This is a genomic window from Sulfurisphaera tokodaii str. 7 (assembly GCF_000011205.1).
Taxonomy (GTDB): domain Archaea; phylum Thermoproteota; class Thermoprotei_A; order Sulfolobales; family Sulfolobaceae; genus Sulfurisphaera; species Sulfurisphaera tokodaii.
This window is the reverse complement of record NC_003106.2, coordinates 1,682,748-1,703,525: the sequence shown is the minus strand read 5'-3', so window position 1 is coordinate 1,703,525 and position 20,778 is coordinate 1,682,748. Positions and strand designations below refer to the sequence as shown.

Below are 20,778 nucleotides of genomic sequence, written 5' to 3'. Positions count from 1 at the left end.
AATTATCTATCATGATAAGTCTCCTTTCCATTGTAGTTCTAACGTATATAGTATTAATGATGGGAATAAACTTTGCAATTCTAGGTTATATTTTGAGAAAAGAATACTTAAATAGAAGAGCAGTATTGTTTTTACTTTCAATCATTTTGTATATGGGTGTCGAAAGTATCTCTTTAGGTTATATTATTTTCTATCACGGAAGTCCTTTCATAGAGCCTGTTGTACTTCTGTTAGCTTCAGTTCCAATTATTATGTCGGCTATAATAAAAAGTGAAGTAATCAGGGTAAGGAGTAATAAACTTTCAGCATTCTTACTCGCATTTTCCATAGTATTTGATGAAATTGCTATGGGTTATCTCTATGCATCAGCTTTTGGTCCTCACATGTTTAATCCGTTTATTGACGCTGTAAGTAATATAGCCTTTGGAATAATGATGTTAGCTGACGGAGTTTTCTTCTTATTAATATCACGTGTGAAAAGTATAATTGAATTTTCATTAACTACATTTGCAATATCAATGGCATTCTTACCGTCTATATTTATAGAAAGTGGTAAACTTACTGAACTTGTTGTCTCGTTTATATCTACGATAATAATGATCATAAATATTGTAACGCTTTATTTAATTGAAATTAGGAGAGTTACACTACAAGGACAACTTTTTTCGATAACCTTAGCGTTTTTTGACTTTCTAATGATGTTAGGATTAACTACTTTTGCCTCATTTAATGATATGTGGTTAATATCTTTGTCAATTGTTCTATCTATGATATGGTATTTTATTCTTATATTTTATGAAATTCCTTCTAGGAAAATTGAAATGAAGTTAAGATATCCCTTCATTTTTCTTGTTTTCGTAAATCTAGCAGAACTTACTATGGGATTTGGTGAAAGTGTCCTAGGATTTACTATAAGTAATTCACTATTTTCCAGTATGCAATCACATATGATGATGAAGCATGGAATGATTATGATGAGAAGTCCATTTACAAATCCGCTATGGTGGTTATTTCCAATTAACCCTATAGGTATGGGTTTAATGTTTATTCATACTAACATTAATATCATTCTGAAAGCAATATTTACTTCTTACATGTTTGTCATGGCAACTACAATGACGCCATTTTATGTTATAATGATGGGAGCTGAAATGAGCTATTTAGTTTATGAAAGATATAAGCATGCGAAAAACCTGGGAGTTAAGAGATGGGCTTTAGTTATACTTTTAGGAATCCCTATATTTGTAGTTTTAATACCATACTATACAAACTTTTACATTTTCGGAATGAGTGGTATGATATTTCCAGTAACACTCTTACCATTTATCATCTCTTTACTTGCAGTTGTGATAGCTTCAACATTGTTTGGTAGAAGGGCTTATTGTAATGCTGTTTGTATGTCAGCTCACATGTGGACTAACATATTTTATGATCAGTTTAAGCCAAAGAAGAGTAGTAAAGTATGGGAATATTTAAGATGGGTTTTCGTAATTCCTATAGTTATAGCTTTCTCTCTTTACATACTCATGGAAATTCATTTATGGACTCCACCTAAGATCGGGATGACAACTCTTGATCCCTTAAACTTTTACGGAATGTTCGTGTTGAATTATATATGGTGGATATTTTACTTTTTAACCCCAGTATTTGGTGCCTATAGCTGTGCTAGACAAGGATGGTGTGGTTTCGGAACATTTGCGGGAATATTTAACAAAGTATTTTTCAAAATAAAGGCAAATGAAGTTGAAACATGTAAGAGTTGTGAAGTAAAAGCTTGTGATTCTTCTTGTCCAGTAAAAATACCGATATCTCAAGATGTAATAACTAAGGGATATTCAAATAGGATAAGCTGTGTAGGTTGTGGAGACTGTGTTGAAGCTTGTCCATATAATAATTTAGAGATAATAGATATAACAAATTATTTGAGCAAAAAATCTCACATAGCTTCTTGAATAATTTGAAGAATTTGGTTTCCTTCTGTTTGAATGAAGGAGATTTGTGAAGGTATATTACCATTTTTTATATCTTGAAGAATCATTGCTGGAAGTTGAGTGTTATAGTTATAATCAGCAGCGTATTGGGCTAATAGCCCGGGCATACCATAGTTTACTTCCTGATCATAACCCATTATCATCCATGTACCATGTGGTCCGGTTATTATAATTGTGGAAACAATATGTGGAGGGTTTCCTAAATAAGCTATTCCCTCACTGTGTCCAGGGAAAGGTGTGTTTATCTGATATTGGTAAATTAAATTATAAACCCATGAGGGAGCTAACTTTTGTAGTTCATTTAATTCAAAACTAACTAAAGAACTGCCAGAGTAGGTTATAATTGTTCCATTTGGTAGCGAGGCTGAGGAATTTGAGGTATATATTCTGCCAAGTAGGTATATCGGGTAGAATTCTACACTAGAATTTGACTTAAATGAATTAAATATCAATCCTGGAACCTTGCCTGAAATTGTGGATGTTGGAGAGACAGGTATTTGTTCTATGTCTGAATAATTGGGTGTAGCGTTAACTATACCATAATGGCTTAGTGCTATATAAAGTCCCCAAGAGTCCGAAGCACCGAATGGACAGCCTACCCAACTAACTAGATATACTTCTACTTTTCCCGGTGGGGCATAATCTTGGTTAGATACTTTTGCAAATTGAAAGAAAGGTTCTTGTGCATTTACTACACTGTTTCCAGAACTCCCGGAATTCGGGTGTATCATTGGTAACATAAGAAATACTATTAAGACTACAACTAGTGCAATAAATGGTATATATAATAATTTACTTTCATTACTTTCCTTCTTCTTTCTTTTTGCCATCGTAATTAATAGTAGATTTAAAGTAATAACTTTTTTCCTAAAATCTCATTTGTTTATAAATAACTGTACTTTATAATACTTCAGTTACACTTATATTTACTAATAATTATTTTTACTAACAAACGGGTAGCTAAATTGAGAAGAAGAATTAGGCTACTAAGTATCAAGGGTGGTGTAGGAAAATCTATATTATCATTGCTAATAGCCAACTATCTGAAAGAGGCTGAAGTACCATTTATAGTGGAAGAACTAGATCCAATTGAAACAATAAGGGTTTTATCATCTAATACTTTACCTATCATTACTTACTTCTCTACAAGTGACTTTCTTTATAGAAGACTAAAAGTAAACGAAAATAAGCTGAAAAAACAATTAGAGAAATATCACTGGCTAATATCAATTTCTGATATGTTTACTGGAATAGATCCTAATAGTGAAATTATACAGTTTCAAAATTCTATTACCAATGTAAATCTAAACGTATTTCTTACAGATAAGACTACAATGCCTCGCACCATAGAATACGCATCTAAATGGAACTCACCTAGGATTTTAATAGTTAATTTTGCCGATGACCCTAAGAAAATTGAGGAAGAATTTATTGATTACGTTTACGGTGAGGGAATTTTTCATAAGGTTTATGGGATACCATTTTATAGTTCATTTTCAGAATTAGAAAATTCTCCAATAATTAGAAAAATTATAAAAGATTTGTTAGATATTTTGATTCAAATATAATTAAATTTTAATTATATTAATCTTAACTTAGAAAGATTTATTAATTAGTAAAACAATAGTTAATTTGATGTCACAAATTAACTTTAATAGAATACCTGGTTTAATTGCTGTATATAAAATTGATAACGATTCTGTTATTAAAATATATGGCAAAGATATTAATATTGATATTAATAAGTTAAAAAATATAATAATGGAAAATATGAGAATAGGTAAAGATGAAGCAAAGAAGTTAAAACTCATTGACCCTTTTCTAGGTTTTGCTATGGTCGTTGATGATATAGGCATAACATATCTGAGTGGTCTAATAGTTATAACTGAAGCAAAGAAAACAAATTGGGATTTTCTAATTAAAAGCTTATTAAAAGAGGTAGGTGTATATGAAAAAAGTTGAAGAAATTAAAGGTTATAAAGGTCATATAGCAATAAATGAAGAAGGAAAAGTAATACAAGCAAAAAACCTAGAAAATGAGGAAGAATGGGCAAACGTTCTGAAGTTTAACGTGGAAAAGGGTAATGAAGAGGCTAAGGAATTAGGATTTAATAGAATGAATGGGTTTGCAATGATCGGAAGTAATTACTCTCTAGCTTTTATGAAAGGCCTTGGAGTAGTTGTAGACACTAGGAAGGCTGATTGGCAAGAACTTTTCATTTACTATACTTACTCATGGAGCGTTCTGATAACTGGAATTGTTATTACAGCATTATCTATAATCCTATTTGGTTTAGCATTTACACCATATATGAGTTGGTTAGCACCAGAGCCAAGATTTTACTTGCCATCAATATTACTGATCGTGGGAATAGTTTTCTTGGCAGCGTCTAAATCTTCAATGGCATATAGACTATGATTTTTTCCAAGTTGAAAAGAATAAGCCATTAGCTTCCTCATAATAATCAAGGGAGTATTTTCTTTCTTCCATTTCTTTCTTTATTTTCCCCCTTATCATTATCATATCTACTACTAGTATTTTTCCATTATCTTTAAGTACTCTTAGGACCTCATTTAGAGTTTCTTTTAGCTTATCCCTCTTTAAATTGTAAAAATACATAACAGAGTATATAAAGTCAAAATATTTATCTGAGAACGGAATTTTATCTAAACCATCAAATAGTTTCACTTTAGCAGTATATTTTGAAATTAACCCTTCTACTTCTTTTTTATTAACATATTTCCAGTCATCTACACAATAAATTTCCTTGTTGTTTGTTATAGAGATGTAAATTGGAATTAAACAATTTCCGCATGCATAATCCAAAATTTTTCCTTGAATATCACCTAATATTCTACTTATCTTCTTAGCTATAAATATCTCCTCATCAACTGTGATACCCATTCTTAAAATTGGGCGAAAATCATTTTCGTTAATCATAATTCTATGTAGGAAAAGTAGTATATAATCATGAAGTTAATAGATTTCATAAAAGCTCAACTAAAAGAAGAAAAAATAGTATCTAATATAGTTAAAGTGATAGAAGGAATAGTTTTAATTGCTATAACAGTTATGATAGCTTATACGATTTATGAACTGATAACTACTATTTCACAAGGTTTTATAGTTGAAGTTATAGGACTGGTAGGTAATGCATTTTTATTAGTGGTACTTTTAGAAATATTCCAGAGCATCGCTGATTTCGGTAGAGGAAGAGGAAGGAGCGTAGTATATGTTATGGACGCTACTGTATCTTTTCTGCTTAGGGAAATTATAATAGAAATATTTAATGGTACGCCGCAGGCTACTATACTCTTAACTTATGCCGGTTTAATAATCGCAATAGCTGTTAGTAGATTTTTAATTTCTATGAGGAGAAAATAAAAGTTAACATTAACACGAAATGTCAAAAAAGATGAATGATGAGAAGAATTACTTTTTCGAAAGATAGGAATTTAAATTAAGTATGAATAAGCTTTTTCACTACTCTACAAATTAAATTTATTAATCTTTATGAATAGAATTTTGTTCTTAAATATTATTTCACTAGTTATATTTTCATAAATTAATAATCAACTATTTAGCTTTTTGATAAACTTTAATATTTACTTAACTAAGAAGATATATATTTTACAAAAATTAAACCCTGTAAATAAACTTAACCTTACTACTTAATTCATCACAAAACTCAAATCTTGTTCTAATACACATCCTAAAGGTTGAAGCAATATAATCTGCAACCTCTAGCCCAGCCCTCTCCTCTTTATTAAAGTTTAATCTCAATCTTACAGCATTTTCATTCTCAATTCCTAACGCAGCAGCTTCAGCTAATATGTTACAGCTTTTACTTATCCAATACTTTAACCCTTTTACATAAATGTTTAATAAAGACTTAGTGAGTGGTAAAACCCTAACTATGTCTGAAACATAATATTTTGCATATTCTCTACAAGTTTTGGGAGGCACTTTAAATAATACTATTCCATAGTTAACTGGGCTTAAAAGAATTTCTGTTAGGAATATACTTTTTATTTTTTCATTGTCATCAGAATAATGAAAGTTATGATCCTTCTTTCCTAGGACTTTCAGCGCGTTTCCTTTAATTCTTATCACTTCCTTTAAACTCCTTACCCAAACTACTCCTAAAACGAAGACTTCATTGTCATATGATTCATCAACAAAAATATAATAATTATTCACAAGGGAGAAGTTAATAAAATAGTAAAAAGCCTTTCACACCCCTCGGGCAAACCCGAAGAGTCCAGGCTTTACCTACTCTCATCTCCCTCGGGCAAACCCCGACAGATTGAGTAGGCTTTTTACAATATATTATATAAAAAATGTAATATATAAGAGTTGTTACTATCAGGGTTTTATGAGTTCTGAAATGATAAAACTTATTTAGCCTGAGGAGTAGGTCAAGGTGTTAAGATTAAACGCTTTATCTCAGTGCTTGAAATTCCCGTTAAGGTTATTGTTGATTGTGCTGTATTTGTGGATTTTATAAACAAAAAGAAGTTCACTAAGTGAGGAAGGATAATATGAGGGATTTGTGTTCTACTGAGAGACAAATAGTCATTCATGGTATTATTAAGGTATTGAAGCAAAGTTCAACCTTATCTAGTAATCTAAAGGTACTACTAACTCTGATGAACATAAAGGGATTAAAATAGGAAAGGATTTGATAAGCAGACTACATAAGGTTATTTAAGAGGATTAAAAGTGATTAAAAATAACTAAAAATTGCGCAAATATATCACAGACAAAAACTTTTACTTCATCTCAATTAGCTGCAACACTGACTTCACAGCCTTACTATTAAACCAGAAGTCTTTAATTATCTCATGGTTTTTATCAATGAAATCCTTTAGTTCTTCATGGTCTTCTTTTACCTTCACCAGAATTTCCTCGAAGGACTTAGTCCTATCCTTAGCATATTCTGTGACTAACTCCGAAAATACAGCGGAAAACTTTCTTTGATCTTTAATTATCTTTTTACCTTTCATTTCATCAACTAGCTGTTCAATAAACGGCTTATATTTAAATGCTAACATGTTAAAATTTTTGGCCTTCCTATAGGGAAGAGAATCGCCGTAAATTTTTACGACAACCCCCTCCTTACTCTTTAACCATGATAAAACTTTCATTGAGTCTATATCTTTTAAGCTCTTAATCTCAATAAACTCTACTGAATGTGGATATGAAAGCTCTGTAGGCAGTAAATAATGATCGCGTTTAAGTACGTCAAAAACTGAAAAGTTAAGAGATTCTTTCTCTATTTTAAAAGGAGAATATTCCTTACCGAATATCTCCATCTTTACTACTACTCCCTCTTCCTTAGCCCTATTTAATAGCTCAAAAAAGTCTTCGCGGAATTTTACAAATACTCCAAAGAGTAAGGCTATATCTTGTTTATTTATTCCGGAACCGCTCTTATGACTTAAGTGGACCTTATCGTTAACCTTCATTACGATCTGAGTTCCATCATGTTTAGGCTCAATAAATACTCTGTACTTCAACATATCCTCGTTTATTATCTCATTTAGAGAAGATATATTCTCGACGTTATATTCGTACTCACTCCTACGGAGATCTTCCCTATAATCTTTAAATAATGAAATGAATTCTTTATAATCTTCCTCACTAGGACTAAGGTAAAGCCTCTGTCTACAGAATAGAAATATATCGTGTTTTATATTTTCATCAAACAAGTTCATTAACAATTTGTACGCCTTTAAAGCAATAAGTGTTAAATGAAAATATTCGTATGTGATTCATTAATAAAAGTTACTTTATAACGTAGAAAAATGATTAATTTATTTCCTCTTAAAGTGAGAAATTACCTAAAGAATTTTTGGGAATAATTCTATCTTAGCAGACAATTTTAATCATCAGATAGAGTGCTAATCTACTTCTATCCATTTAGAAAAGAAATATAAGAAGACAAATATGATGAACAATTTTAAATAATAGCTTCTCATATAGTTAGAATAATGAAAAGAGTAATAATTATCTTTATATTTCTTCTTTTAATTTCTATCTTTCCTACATTTTTATTATCTTACTCTAATACAGAAGGACAATATGTTATCGCAAGTATATTTATTCCACCTAAAGATATTAGCCAAATATATTCATTAGCGTATGAAGTTTCCAATCCTAATTCTCCTTTATATCATCATTTTCTAAATTCATCAGAAATAATGAAATTTATGAATATACAAGAATATGAAGCTATGTTATCTTTTCTTAAATCACATGGTATTAAAATAATTTCTACTTCTTTAGATTCAATAATTGTAGTCAATGTAAGTATTCTTCAACTTGAGGAGTTTCTAAACACTACTATTTTCTTTAATAAATTCCAAAACTACACTTACTACTCTGGGATTGGTTATCTCAACGGCAACGTAATAGTAGCAAGTAATTTTACCACATTATTTTTGAAATCACCTGACGATTTAGTTACACCTTCTCTTATTAATCAAATCGAGAAAAAAGCCATAACTTTGAACTTTACCTACGCTGATGAATCTTATCCAGTAACTTGGTTACTTAAGGCATATAATGCAACTGTACTTAATACGACTGGAGAAGGTTATACGATAGGAATCCTAGATTTTTATGGAGATCCTACTATAGTGCAACAATTAGCTTATTTCGATAAAATATACAATTTACCTTCTCCGTCATCTTTTGAGATTAAATATATTGGACCTTCTTGTCCGTTTGGAGGTTTACTTTCAGGCTGGAATTTGGAAATAAGTCTTGATGTCGAAGTTTCACACGCTATGGCGCCTAAGGCTAGTATTATACTCTATGTCGCAAATCCAAATTTACCATTACCAGCAGTTTTAGCTAAAATTGTCCAAGAGGATAAAGTAAACGTATTATCTCAGAGCTGGGGTATCCCAGAATCAGAAATAGTTGATAACCCAGCAAATCTTATGACAGTTTATGAAATGAATTTATATTATGCTTTAGGATCACTAGAGGGAATAACCTTTCTAGCAAGTACCGGTGATGTAGGTGGTAGCGGTTATAGTACTTCCCCTATAGGTTCTGTTACTTTTCCATCAACTTCACCATTTGTTACTGCTATAGGTGGTACCACAACATATATTACATTAAATGGCAGTGCTTATCAAACTGCTTGGTCAAATTACGGTTTCATACCATATTTCACCAACTACGGTGGTTCAACTGGAGGTATTAGTGTTTTATTTGTAAAACCATGGTATCAGTTCTATATCCCAACACCTAATACTTATCCTTATGGAAGAATGGTACCAGATATTTCCTTAAACGCTAACCTTTTCCCAGGGATTCAAGTAGTCTTTCCCGGTAATATAACTTATTTAATAGGAGGTACAAGTGAAGCTTCACCACTTTTTGCTGGTTTATTAACACTAGTTATGCAGAAAGATAACATGACTTTTGGTCTCATTAACCCACTGCTCTATTATTTAGGAGAGAAATATTATAATGAGGCTTATTTCCCTATTACATTTGGTTACAATATTCCTTGGGTTGCAAAATACGGATATAATCTTGTTACGGGACTCGGTGCACCAAACATCGGAGAAATCGCCCATTTAGTTAAGCTGATTAAATCTTCTTCCCAGCCAGAAATAACTATTTCTCTTTACAACGGTACAAATTACACCTATTACTTTCTACCAGACCAAGAAATAGAAATAATTGTTAACGCTACTGAGAACGGAAAAGAATTAACCAGCGGTTCATTTAATGCTTATGTATACTCATTAAGCGGTGAAGTAGCAGATATCAAACTTCATTTTAACGGCAGTAGATGGATAGGTTATTATTACCCTACTGTTGAAGGCCCAATAGAAGTTATAGTTAATAATGAGAGTGGGACTAACGCCTTTGTAGGTTATATACTAACCATCAAGGGAAATTTAAATGTTATTTACCCAGAAATTAGAGGAGAAGTGTATAACTTATACGATGAGCGTGTTAATGTGACCTATGTAAATGTAACGATATATGCATACCAGCCTCTAAATAACTCTTATGTAAAAATCACAAATATTATAATGAATTCTAGTAAAGGAGAATACATAGCATATTTAGGTAGAAATATTACAGCTGGTCCAATATTAATTGTTGGGAATAATGTTTATGGTTATATACCAACTTTCGCAGGTAGTTCTCTTCTGTTAAATACACTAATAATTCCCCCACTTGTAGTAGAGCCTGGTGTTGTAACGCCCGGTAGTTCACTCTTTATAGAACCTTCTAACATGCCATTCGGTAACACTAACATTTCAGCTGTACTGTATAGTAATGACGGAAAAGTACTATCTGTTGCAAACTTATCTTGGGTTTTAGTGCCATTTGAAGGACTATTAGCTTATACTTATATTGGTTACTTAAAAATTCCCTATAACATAACTCCTGGACTTTATACTATAATTCTTAATCAATATTCTACGTTAGGTAACAGTAGTGTGCTAGAAGGAAGATATTATTCGCAAATATACGTTATACCTCAAAATCTTTCAATTAGTGTAAAACTTGAAGGAATTTTAGCTGAAGGAAATAACGTAAAAATTTTAGCCAATATTACCTATCCTGATGGTACTGAAGTTAAATACGGAATGTTCTCAGCAACTGTTTATCCGTTACAGCTTCAGAGTAACTACGAAGATTACACTGAAAGTTTTGAGATACCATTATGGTTCAATGGAACTTTATGGATAGGTAATTTTACATTACCGTCAACTTATACTCAAGGTAATTTAACTTACCTATCGGGAAATTATTTTGGTCCTTTCTCGATCTTTATCTCAGGAATTTCAGCAAATGGATATCCTACAACTAATAACCTTAATGCACAAAAACCGTTTATAGTTCAGCCCTATACGCTGATAGCAAACACATCAGTAACTTTTGCTCAAACATTTTACGTTTACTTTTATCATGATAATATTTCAATGATAGGAAAACTATTTAATGATATACTAGAAAATGATATAATATATAACAGTAACCTGGAAATTATGGACTCTCAAATAAATGGAACTTTAGTAATAAGAAACTCTAATGTAACACTTGACGGTGTTGTAGGCGACAAAATAATAGTTATAAATTCGACTATAAATGTGATTAATTCTAAAATCACGAATATAACGTTATTATCAAACTCTAGGATAACTAACGAAACTTCATTAATTAAATATCTTTCCATACCTTTACCTTCAGTCTTACTCAGTGGAAACGAAGTAATAGTTCATGGTAAAGATATTAAAAATGTCGAGGTTTTCGTAAACGGAAAGTTAGTATATAACGGTACATCTACTCAAGTTACACTTCCTCTATCTAATGGATACAATGAAATTCATGTGATAGTAGTTCAGAATGATGGAGAAATTGTAAGTGAAAACTTTGAGGCTTATATACAGTCTAATAGTATTTTAACAATATCTTTAGTACTATCAATTATAGCTATTCTTCTTGTCATTGTTGTTCTGTTAATAATGTATCGCCAGAGAAGAACTTAAAGTACGGTATTAAATGCGCTTTCAGTACGTGATCAGGGAAGTTAAAATCTGGTTTTAGTTCTTTTACGTCTTTCCCTAGTAATTTTTGGACGACCTTAGGTTTGTAAATTGTATTCATGTTGAAAACTATGTTTGAAGCTTCAATTCTCTCTGTAACAAAAATTTCAATCTCCCAGTAAAACGTTTCATCTTCACTGTTACCCTGGTATTTTACTCCATTTGGTATAATATTGGGGCCTTCAGCATAACCTAAGAATGTTTTTATGCCAGTATCTGGAGTTCCAAAAATATACATTACTCTAAATTTTTTGGGAAATTTATTTATTTTATCTAAAGTAGTGAAAACCTTATTTTCCTCATCAAACACTTGAAGAATGTTAATATGAGATATTATACCAAATAATCTGAATGGATCAGTTATAATTTTCATTATTTCTCTCTTTTCGGCCTTTACTAAAATTGAGTTATTCACACCATTTTAACTGAATCACTTATTTATATTTTTAAATATATACTTGTTTTTTTATTTTATATACGAGCAAGTAAATTTGATATTTTATAGCACTTATTCATAAAAAATCTTTACAGTTATGCATTAACGTTAAAGTAATAAAGACTATTAATCTTGATTTTCTTCACTTACAGACTCTAAATAAGCAACTATGGCATGTTAGCCTTTTCATACTTTAATCCCTCGTAATAAGAAGTATAGTTTAATATAAAACCCTCTATAGGTATTCCCCAACCAGTAGAATAAACAAAGTAACTAAAATAAACTTGAGCATTACCATGCGAAATAAACATATTTACGACAGGATTTAGTAGATATATTTCTGTTAGGTTAGTACTCCTTAAATTAGAAAAGTAATATGTAGTAACACCAATAGTGTTACTCCCAATAAAAACATTCTTTGTAGCATTAACTTTACCTTCTTCTTCATATGCATAACCATATGGAAGACTTTTTAAGGTTTTAACAAATTCTCCAAAATAAGTGTAAAATAATTTCACACTACCATTGCCAATAGGTAAATAATAAACATATTTACCAGAAGAATTACTGAAAACAATACGAGTTAAACCACTACTACTTTCAACACTAATTCCAAATCTGGATAAAGACAAAATCTCTAAGACACTTAAATTACATATCGGTATATTGAGACCGTGTACTGTCTGATATAACGTATAAGTAACTATTGCTATTGTAGCGTTATAGTAAGTATAAATTATAGGATTAGATAAAGTGGAAAGATAAGTTTTATCTAATGAAACAGAGGGGCTATCACGTACATGAGTTGAATAGGAGATTCCTATATATGAACCTATATAATAGTTACTTGCTCCAAACCAACTTACATTACCGACAAACTTGGTGCAAAAATACATCGCTGTATAATTATTCTTGTTTTTCACGTTATTGCTTAATGTTATTCAGCTTAATGGTACAGAGAAGTTGTAGAAACATAAGATATTCGTCACAGGAGTGTAAACAGTTGAGGATAGATGTATTTGTGGTTCATTATATTCTTCTTCAATGATGTTTATTGTGTAAGGGTATTTTGTTACATTGCTTGTGTTTGTTACTTGTGTAGTGATTTGCTCAACCGTTACATTGTTTGTTTTTATTATTTTTGGTATTATGTTAATTATTGCAACAATTTGTATTGGATTATTGTTTATAATCCAGTCTGGATTATACTCTACTTCTTCTGCTTCAGTGAATGCTTTTCCTCCTTCTATATATGTTGCTATGATGAGGATTGATGTGTTTATTACATTATGTTTTTCCCATGATTTAACATAGTTTGTTAGTGCTGAAAATGGTATTTCTAATGTCTCCCCATAATACTCTTTATAAAATTTCACGTTATTCGGTTGATTAATATAAACAGAGATTATAGTGTTTGCTAATCCACCATTTACATAAGTTTTTACTACAAAAGACGGGTCAAGAACATTCTTAAAATATTCTATTACACCTGCAGAAGTTGTTTGATACCCTATTAGCACTGGTGTAAACAAATAAAGAATTGCAAATGCTGTAGTTAATATAACGATCGTAGCTATAAGTACTGAGAGAATTCTAATAGAATTTTCCTTTAGTACATCCTTAATATTCATAATAGTATGATTTAGACTACTATTTTATAAATTTTATCGTATAAAACACTGTATTGTATTTCTCTATTTAGAATTTTGATAAGTAATACCCTTATACCTATGTAACAACATATAATCAATTATTTCTTCATATAATTATACTGAGTAAGATAATATTACAATTTACAAAGGATATTGGATCAGTCTTACTATGTTTTTACAATATTCCATAAAAACTTTTTATTTCGGTATACTAAGTATACATATGGCTTATACCACAATAAAGGTTACTGATGAAGTAAAAAGGAAGCTAATTAAGTTAGCTGGAGAGATTCAAGCTAAGAAAGGTGAAGAGATCAGTCTAAATGACGTAATCGAGCTCCTAATAGACTTTTATGAAAATAAAAGAAAGATTAAAAAGGGATTAAAAATGAACGACTTTGATGGGTTAATTATAGAAATGGATACGGATTCCTCAGAAAAGGTAGATGAGGTAGTTTATGGAAAAAGTACTTCTTGATACTTCGTATTTTATAGCATACTTAAATAAGAATGATAAGTACCATAGCGAAGCTTTGTCACTTTCTAAAAAGATTGCGGAGTTTGAATCTGTTATCACAGATTATATACTTGATGAATTATTAACTTTCCTAATATATCGCATAAATAAAAATTATGCAATAAATATTGCTAAAACAATCCTAAATAAAATAGATAATGAGGAGCTTACATTATATATGATAGGCATTGAAACCCTTAATGGAGCTTTAAATTACCTTGCCAGATATGATAAAAAGCTTAGCTTTACTGATTGTACAACTTTATCCTCAATGGATAAGTTAAGGACACAATTTATAGTAAGCTTTAATAGCGACTTCGATGACATAACCTTAATTGAGTTTAAGAAGCCCGTAATCAACATAAGGTACTTATAAGTTAGAAATTTATCCTTTCTAACTTTTGAGATATCCCTTAGAAAGTCGATAAGTATATCACTATTTAAGCATTTACACTCTATCTATTCCGCATCTTCTTAAGATCTTCAAGCAATCTGCTAATCTCATAATCACTCATATCTCCCCAAATACCAGCATAATCCATAATATTTCTCCTATTACCCTTCACTAATCTTATAATAACATCAGAAAAACTCTTTCCCTCTTCTCACTCAATAATAACCATATGCTTTTTCAGAAATCATAATACTCTTAAGCCATGTTTAAACTTATGTTTAAATGTACTATTATTAAACCTTTAAAGAGTATACTAGTAGTAGTTTAAGGAAATTCCCTTACCATAAAAAATTATAATGCTTGTTCATAAACTAATAAATACTTTGAATTTACTTCCTTACTTTATTTCGTTAATCACAAGGAATTTTCAGTTAATAAGACAATATATCTTACATTTATTTAACGTAACGTAAAAACGTAACGATTCTCCTATAAGTGCTATACTAGAAATACAATATTTTACTGTAATGACATAGAATTGTCCCTTTTCCGATAACTAATTTTAAGTATTCACTCAGAAAAGGCAAAAAATTTTATATAGCTAAATATAGAATCTTATATGCTTCTCGCGGTCGACATAGGTGGTACATTTACAGATATAATAGGAGTGAAAGATGACGGAGAAATTGTTTTCTACAAAGGTTTATCAACACCAAAAAATCCAGAAAATGGAGTGAAAGAAGGTATTCAAAAATTAGGAATAAGTGTGGACACACTGATACATGCTACAACGATTGCAACAAACTCTCTTCTTGGACAAGTCAATTTAGAGTTACCTAAAACAGCATTAATCACTACTAAGGGTTTTTCTGACATAATTGAGATTGGAAGACAAAACAGACCTGAACTCTATAATTTGTTCTTTCAAAAACCTAAACCATTGGTTCCTAAGGAGTTGAGATTTGAAGTTGACGAAAGGATTAATTCAAGAGGCGAAGTTTTAAAGCCACTCAATACTAAGGAGATAGAAGAAATAGCAAAAAGGATCAATGTTGAGGCAGTTGCAGTAGTATTTTTGCATTCTTACTTAAATCCCACACACGAGAAGGTTGCTAAAGAAATACTTTCAAGATATGTAAAGTATGTTTCAGCATCTTATGAGGTTTCCCCAGAACAAAGAGAGTATGAAAGAACAACAACGACAGTAATTAATGTAATGTTAAAGCCTCTTATAAGTAAGTACATAGAATCTTTGTCGAAGGAAATAAAACCTAAGGAATTCTTTATAATGGCAAGTTCTGGTGGATTAATTGATGCTGATGAGGCTATTGAGAGACCAGTACAATTAATCGAATCTGGACCAGCGGCTGGAGTTGTTGGGGTTAAATACTTTGCTGACGAGATGGGGATAAAAAATGCCATAAGTTTTGATATGGGTGGAACTACAGCTAAAGCTGGTTCAATTGTTAATGGTGAAATTGAGATAACTAGTGAATATGAGGTTGGTGGCAGGACTCATCACGGTAGAATAATAAAAGGCTCCGGCTATCCAGTTAGGTTTCCTTTCATTGATTTGGCTGAAGTTTCTGCCGGTGGTGGAACAGTAATTTGGTTAGATGAGGCTGGGGGACTAAATGTTGGTCCTTTAAGTGCTGGTGCTGATCCGGGTCCTATGTGCTATAATAAGGGTGGTAATTTGCCAACGTTAACTGACGCAAATCTCGTTTTAGGAAGAATTGGAGAGGAGTTATTAAGCGGTGATATGAAACTGAATAAGGAACTGGCAATAAAAGGACTTGAAAAGTTAGGTGATCCTATACAAATTGCAAAGGAAGCAATAAGGCTAGCTACTTTAGAAATGGCTAGGGCAATAAGGTTGGTAACAGTCGAAAGGGGTTTAGACCCTTCAGAATTCGCACTTTTCTCTTTTGGCGGTGCTGGACCGCAGTTTGCATTAGGCATAGCTGAAGAGCTTGGTATTAAGAGGGTTTTAGTTCCAGTCTATCCCGGATTGTTTAGTGCCCTATCTATGTTATTAGCTGATATTAAGATAGAAATTAGAAGGGCTTATCCCAAGGACGTTAACTTAGAATTCAGAGAACTGGAAGAGGAATTGAGAAGGAAAATGTCCAGTATTGACTACTTTTTAAGGTATGCTGATGTTAGATATAAGGGTCAAGGATGGGAATTAACTGTACCCGCTGATGGTGATATAAGAAGAAATTTTGAGGAGAGGCATAGAACTGCGTACGGTTTTACTTTACCCTATGATATCGAGATTGTGAATATAAGAGTGTTTGCTGTTAAGAGGATTAAGAAGCCTAAGATAACGTTAAAGATCTCAGATAACGTTAAAGTAAAGGCGAGGAAAGTTTACTTTGATGATTGGGTTAATGCTAAAGTCTTCATCAGAGAGACTTTGCCAATAGGCTTTAGAGATAGAGGTCCGGCAATCATAGAAGAATACAGTGCAACAACATTAATTCCAGATGGTTGGAGTTTTACTATTCTCCCTAATTATTTCATAGAATTAACGAGGGAGTAAAAATGGTTAGTTGGGAAGTTATAAATAAAGCTACAATATTCATTGCAGAAGAAATGGGAGTTATGTTAAAGAAATCTGCCTTATCACCAAATATAAGGGAAAGAATGGATCATAGTTGTGCAATAGTAGATAGAGAAGGTAGAATTGTTGCTCAGGCTGAACATATTCCAGTTCATTTGGGTTCTTTTAAAATTGCGGTTAAAAACGTACTGAAGTTTGCTGAGGAATTAAAAGAAGGGGAAAGCCTAATATTCAACGACCCCTACATATCTGGGACTCATTTGAATGACGTTGGTATATTAACTCCAATTTATTATGAATCAGAACTAATGGGTTATGTTATAAATAAGGCTCACCATGTTGATGTAGGTGGTCCATTACCTGGTAGTATAAATCCAAATGCCAAAACCTTATATGAGGAGGGTATCGTAATTCCTCCCATGAAGTTAACGGATGAAGTAATTAAGTTTGTAAAGGAGAACTTTAAAGTTCCAGAGGTTTCTATTGGCGATTTAAATGCTCAAGTTTCAGCTAATAAGACTGGAGTAACTAGGATAAAGCAACTCATTGAAAAATACGGTAAGAAGGAAGTTCTTGAAGGTTGGGATAAGAGCATAAACCACACTAGGAATCTTATTCTCCAGCATAGCTGGAAAGAAGGTGTTTATGAGGCTGAGGACTATTTGGAGTTTAATGATAATCTGCTGAATATAACTTTACATTTACATATTAAGAAAGACAAAATTATTGCCGATTTTACTGGTACTCATAGGCAAATAGATGGTCCATTGAATGCTGTTTTAGGGGTTACTTATTCCGCAGTTTCTTTTGCAATTAGATCAGCCTTAAATAAGGACATACCTACTAATGATGGCTTTTATTCTTTCATAGAAGTTATTGCTGAAGAAGGTTCTTTAGTAAATCCTAAAAAGCCTGCTGCCGTTGGTGGTGGTAATGTTGAAACTTCACAAAGAATTGCTGATGTTACTTTTTTAGCCCTATCCCGTTTTCTATCTTATATTCCAGCAGCTAGTTCTGGGACTATGATGAACGTTATGATGGGTGGTATTTATCAAGGTAAATATTGGTCTTATTACGAGACAATAGCTGGTGGCAGTGGTGCTAGGCCTAATTCTGATGGAGTATCGGCTGTTCACACAAATATGACTAATACTTTAAATACTCCAATTGAGATTGCAGAAATGAACTATCCCATTCTCTTTACCTCATATAGGATAAGGGCTGGAAGTGGTGGTAAGGGAGTTCATAAAGGTGGTGACGGTATAATTAGGAGTTTTAAAGTTCTTTCTCCCACGAGGCTTTCTATTTTAGCTGATAGGTTCAAGACCTCTCCATGGGGTTTAAATGGTGGTGAAAATGGTAAGCCTGGAAGAGTTTATATAATAAAGAAGGGAGAGAGAATGGAAATGCCTAGTAAATTTACGATAGATTTGCATGAAGGAGATGAGGTGATTATTGAAACTCCAGGCGGTGGTGGTTATTCAAGGTCTTAGAGCAAGGATAATACTGTTAATTATTGACATTACAAGAAGGGAACCTATATAAGCCGTTATGCCAGAGATTAAGTTACTATAGATTTTTTCACTAAAAGAGAATTTATGTGATAAAATATTTACAATTAATAAGGCTACAATGATTGGTAGTATAAACACGTTAAATGGCGTAAACCAAAGCCTAACTGGTCCATCTAAGAAAAAGTAAAAATCTAAACTCATAAAGAGGAATATACTAGTAAGCCCACTTAATAAACCCAGTAAAATAACATACTTTGTCTTCATATTACTTTGCCTATTCTCTTTCAAGTATATAATATTTTTGGTAAGAGTATTACCAAGTTTACGTTTAAATATTCAGTGCCTGCGTATTTCTTCACCGTTAAGTGTGGCGGGCTTTCATCATTTCTTTCAAATTATTTAATACTTCAGAAATAGTTTTAAATGGTAATCTTCCATAAGGATATAAGTTAATATTAACTCCCGCTATTTCTGAAGCTTCTTTTACTACACTATAGTGATGTTTTGGCAATATCCCTATAATGTGAGTATGCATATTTCTAACATTTATAAGAACTTTTGCTAATAATTCAACAAATTCCACTCTTTCCTCCTTAGTCATCATCGATGGTGGATAATCGTAAGAGTTAAACGGGTAACAGTCCTCATATTCTCTTGGCACTAACAACATAGGTTCTGATACAGAATAAAACTGCACTTTTTCCTCGAATCCTCTCATTATAGCATAAGCTAACTTATGTGTTCTTGATAAGTGATATGGCTTTATAGAGGTACAAGGAAGAAGAACAGCGTAAGGTTTTATAGATTTCCATTCATTAAGAAGAATTTCGTACCATTTTCTAACTACTGGATGCTTAAAAGGATCTTCTCCTTCTCTTTTAATTATCCTTTCTCCGTAGAGAGGAGGACATTGCATATTAAAAAATACGCTGGGATATTTAATAATCTCTTTTTAGTAATACCTATAAACCTGGTATGACCAAAATATTCTCATGGAGATTTTTCTTGGAGTACAAGATTTGAAGGTCCCAGCTTGGGAATTTCATACGCCAGTTATGATTAACCAGCTTAGATGGGATAGTGTATCCTGGAATAATAAAACATGGGTAGATAGTGGTGGTTATCAGATAATGAAAAAAGGAATTCCGTTAAGTCCAGAGATGATAGAAAAGAAATATAAGACTTTATCTGCTGATGCATATATTAATCTTGATATTCCATCATTTCCTTGCGGAAGAGTCGATGAGAGAAACTTCAAACACTTTGAATATCTTTACGAGAAAGAGATAAACGTGATTCCAGTTGTTCACGGATATAATGTTGAAGATATTGATAAGGCTATTGACTTTTACTCACAATATGTGGACGTAATAGCATTTGGTGGTATAGTTCCGCCATCTTTAAAGGGAGGGAGAAAAATAGTAATATACTTATATCATTATGTTAGAAAATCTGTTAAGAAGATCCACGTTTTAGGTGCTGGTTCGCCTTACATGAGGAAAATTTTCTTTAATGCTGACAGTGTTGATACAGCAACTTACAGAGTAAAGGGTGCTAACGGTTTAGTCATTATACCGGGAAAAGGAGAAAGATATGTGGGAGAAAGGAAAATAACTTGGAATGCTAAAAGAGCTACTGAGGAAGAAATCGATAATTTATTGTCTTTCTTAGAAAAAACTGGATATCCTTATGATGTAGATCTAAGAGACTGGGTTAATAGATCAATGATCAATGCATGGGTAATGTTACACTCTGATTACGAGAAAGAAACATGGGAAATTAGACTTTCTAAAGAAGTAGATAAAATGCACAGAGAAGAAATTGGTGAAAAGATAGGTGAAATTTGTAATTTCCTTAAACTAAATGTGGAATAGAAGTTACACTGTAACGCATTTTATAAATTAGCAAAAATAAATTAATTTCAGTCCATATTTAGCATTTGATTTTGATAATGAAATTTAACGAGTATTTGAGAAAATTACTTATTTAGCATCAAGTCCAGCTTTTTTGTGGTATTGAAATCGTTATTTAGTTTAATGGCAATTACTTTATGAACTTAGGTTTGGTAAAGGCGGAAGCATACAGATGATTCTTGTAATTATAAAGAGTATTTGGAAAGTGTA

At 31.9% G+C, this 20,778-nt stretch carries 20 protein-coding genes and 1 pseudogene; 11 read left to right on the top strand and 10 right to left on the bottom strand.

Going from position 1 to position 20,778, the window contains the following annotated elements; all coding sequences use genetic code 11:
• Positions 1–11 precede the first annotated feature (11 nt).
• Positions 12–1,952: a 4Fe-4S binding protein gene (locus tag STK_RS09500; RefSeq protein WP_010979761.1), complete on the top strand. Its 1,941-nt coding sequence runs from the start codon at positions 12–14 to the stop codon at positions 1,950–1,952.
• Here STK_RS09500 and STK_RS09495 read toward each other — a convergent pair.
• On the bottom strand, positions 1,937–2,821 hold the full coding sequence (locus STK_RS09495; protein WP_010979760.1) for a DUF929 domain-containing protein: 885 nt from the start codon (positions 2,819–2,821) through the stop codon (positions 1,937–1,939). The two genes, STK_RS09500 and STK_RS09495, sit on opposite strands and share 16 nt — an antisense overlap.
• Before the next feature lie 135 nt (positions 2,822–2,956).
• Between STK_RS09495 and STK_RS09490 the strand changes: the two genes are divergently transcribed.
• The 3 genes from STK_RS09490 (at position 2,957) to STK_RS09480 (ending at position 4,410) form a co-directional block, all read left to right on the top strand.
• Complete coding sequence (locus STK_RS09490) at positions 2,957–3,559, top strand: hypothetical protein (RefSeq protein WP_052846629.1); 603 nt, start codon at positions 2,957–2,959, stop codon at positions 3,557–3,559.
• 67 nt (positions 3,560–3,626) lie between these two features.
• Positions 3,627–3,953 carry a hypothetical protein gene (locus STK_RS09485; RefSeq protein WP_010979758.1) on the top strand — a complete coding sequence of 109 codons (327 nt, stop codon included), beginning with the start codon at positions 3,627–3,629 and terminating at the stop codon, positions 3,951–3,953.
• The gene (locus STK_RS09480) at positions 3,940–4,410 is read left to right on the top strand and encodes a hypothetical protein (protein ID WP_052846628.1); all 471 of its coding nucleotides are present in this window, start codon (positions 3,940–3,942) and stop codon (positions 4,408–4,410) included. Before STK_RS09485 ends, STK_RS09480 begins: the two co-directional genes overlap by 14 nt.
• Here STK_RS09480 and STK_RS09475 read toward each other — a convergent pair.
• Positions 4,405–4,932 carry a class I SAM-dependent methyltransferase gene (locus STK_RS09475; protein WP_010979756.1) on the bottom strand — a complete coding sequence of 176 codons (528 nt, stop codon included), beginning with the start codon at positions 4,930–4,932 and terminating at the stop codon, positions 4,405–4,407. The two genes, STK_RS09480 and STK_RS09475, sit on opposite strands and share 6 nt — an antisense overlap.
• 30 nt (positions 4,933–4,962) lie before the next feature.
• On the opposite strand from STK_RS09475, the gene STK_RS09470 reads away from it, so the two are divergent.
• Positions 4,963–5,376: a phosphate-starvation-inducible PsiE family protein gene (locus tag STK_RS09470; RefSeq protein ID WP_010979755.1), complete on the top strand. Its 414-nt coding sequence runs from the start codon at positions 4,963–4,965 to the stop codon at positions 5,374–5,376.
• Between the two features lie 255 nt (positions 5,377–5,631).
• Here STK_RS09470 and STK_RS09465 read toward each other — a convergent pair whose 3' ends face one another.
• Positions 5,632–6,192, bottom strand: coding sequence for a hypothetical protein (locus STK_RS09465; protein ID WP_010979754.1), 561 nt, complete (start codon positions 6,190–6,192; stop codon positions 5,632–5,634).
• A 572-nt stretch (positions 6,193–6,764) separates the two neighbouring features.
• Positions 6,765–7,709 (bottom strand): hypothetical protein, encoded by a 945-nt coding sequence (locus STK_RS09460; RefSeq protein ID WP_010979753.1) that lies wholly within the window; start codon positions 7,707–7,709, stop codon positions 6,765–6,767.
• A gap of 276 nt (positions 7,710–7,985) precedes the next feature.
• Here STK_RS09460 and STK_RS09455 point away from each other — a divergent pair, with 276 nt between their 5' ends.
• Entirely contained in the window at positions 7,986–11,519 is a 3,534-nt protein-coding gene (locus STK_RS09455; RefSeq protein WP_010979752.1) for a S53 family peptidase, read from the top strand.
• On the opposite strand, the gene STK_RS09450 is transcribed toward STK_RS09455, so the two are convergent.
• The 3 genes from STK_RS09450 to STK_RS09440 form a co-directional block, all read right to left on the bottom strand.
• The gene (locus STK_RS09450; protein ID WP_010979751.1) at positions 11,476–11,991 is read right to left on the bottom strand and encodes a hypothetical protein; all 516 of its coding nucleotides are present in this window, start codon (positions 11,989–11,991) and stop codon (positions 11,476–11,478) included. The two genes, STK_RS09455 and STK_RS09450, sit on opposite strands and share 44 nt — an antisense overlap.
• A 188-nt stretch (positions 11,992–12,179) precedes the next feature.
• Positions 12,180–12,908, bottom strand: a complete 729-nt coding sequence (locus tag STK_RS09445) for a hypothetical protein (protein ID WP_198429676.1) — start codon at positions 12,906–12,908, stop codon at positions 12,180–12,182.
• 45 nt (positions 12,909–12,953) lie between these two features.
• Positions 12,954–13,643 carry a hypothetical protein gene (locus tag STK_RS09440; RefSeq protein WP_010979749.1) on the bottom strand — a complete coding sequence of 230 codons (690 nt, stop codon included), beginning with the start codon at positions 13,641–13,643 and terminating at the stop codon, positions 12,954–12,956.
• 244 nt (positions 13,644–13,887) lie between these two features.
• On the opposite strand from STK_RS09440, the gene STK_RS09435 reads away from it, so the two are divergent.
• Together STK_RS09435 and STK_RS09430 are read left to right on the top strand one after the other, a co-directional pair.
• Positions 13,888–14,142 (top strand): hypothetical protein, encoded by a 255-nt coding sequence (locus STK_RS09435; protein WP_198429675.1) that lies wholly within the window; start codon positions 13,888–13,890, stop codon positions 14,140–14,142.
• The gene (locus tag STK_RS09430) at positions 14,123–14,557 is read left to right on the top strand and encodes a type II toxin-antitoxin system VapC family toxin (protein ID WP_010979747.1); all 435 of its coding nucleotides are present in this window, start codon (positions 14,123–14,125) and stop codon (positions 14,555–14,557) included. Before STK_RS09435 ends, STK_RS09430 begins: the two co-directional genes overlap by 20 nt.
• Positions 14,558–14,636: 79 nt before the next feature.
• Here STK_RS09430 and STK_RS16005 read toward each other — a convergent pair.
• Positions 14,637–14,823 (bottom strand): annotated as a pseudogene (locus tag STK_RS16005) (antitoxin VapB family protein).
• Positions 14,824–15,194: 371 nt separating this feature from the next.
• Between STK_RS16005 and STK_RS09420 the strand changes: the two are divergent.
• Together STK_RS09420 and STK_RS09415 are read left to right on the top strand one after the other, a co-directional pair.
• Positions 15,195–17,120, top strand: coding sequence for a hydantoinase/oxoprolinase family protein (locus tag STK_RS09420; protein WP_010979746.1), 1,926 nt, complete (start codon positions 15,195–15,197; stop codon positions 17,118–17,120).
• A 2-nt stretch (positions 17,121–17,122) separates the two neighbouring features.
• A complete protein-coding gene (locus STK_RS09415; protein WP_010979745.1) occupies positions 17,123–18,634 on the top strand; it encodes a hydantoinase B/oxoprolinase family protein in 1,512 nt (503 codons plus the stop codon).
• Here the strand turns inward: STK_RS09415 and STK_RS09410 are convergent.
• Both STK_RS09410 and STK_RS09405 read right to left on the bottom strand, forming a co-directional pair.
• Complete coding sequence (locus STK_RS09410) at positions 18,623–18,919, bottom strand: hypothetical protein (protein WP_052846627.1); 297 nt, start codon at positions 18,917–18,919, stop codon at positions 18,623–18,625. The two genes, STK_RS09415 and STK_RS09410, sit on opposite strands and share 12 nt — an antisense overlap.
• 97 nt (positions 18,920–19,016) lie before the next feature.
• Positions 19,017–19,571, bottom strand: coding sequence for a DUF5591 domain-containing protein (locus STK_RS09405; RefSeq protein ID WP_010979744.1), 555 nt, complete (start codon positions 19,569–19,571; stop codon positions 19,017–19,019).
• Between the two features lie 76 nt (positions 19,572–19,647).
• Between STK_RS09405 and STK_RS09400 the strand changes: the two genes are divergently transcribed.
• On the top strand, positions 19,648–20,529 hold the full coding sequence (locus STK_RS09400) for a hypothetical protein (protein ID WP_010979743.1): 882 nt from the start codon (positions 19,648–19,650) through the stop codon (positions 20,527–20,529).
• Positions 20,530–20,778 lie beyond the last annotated feature (249 nt).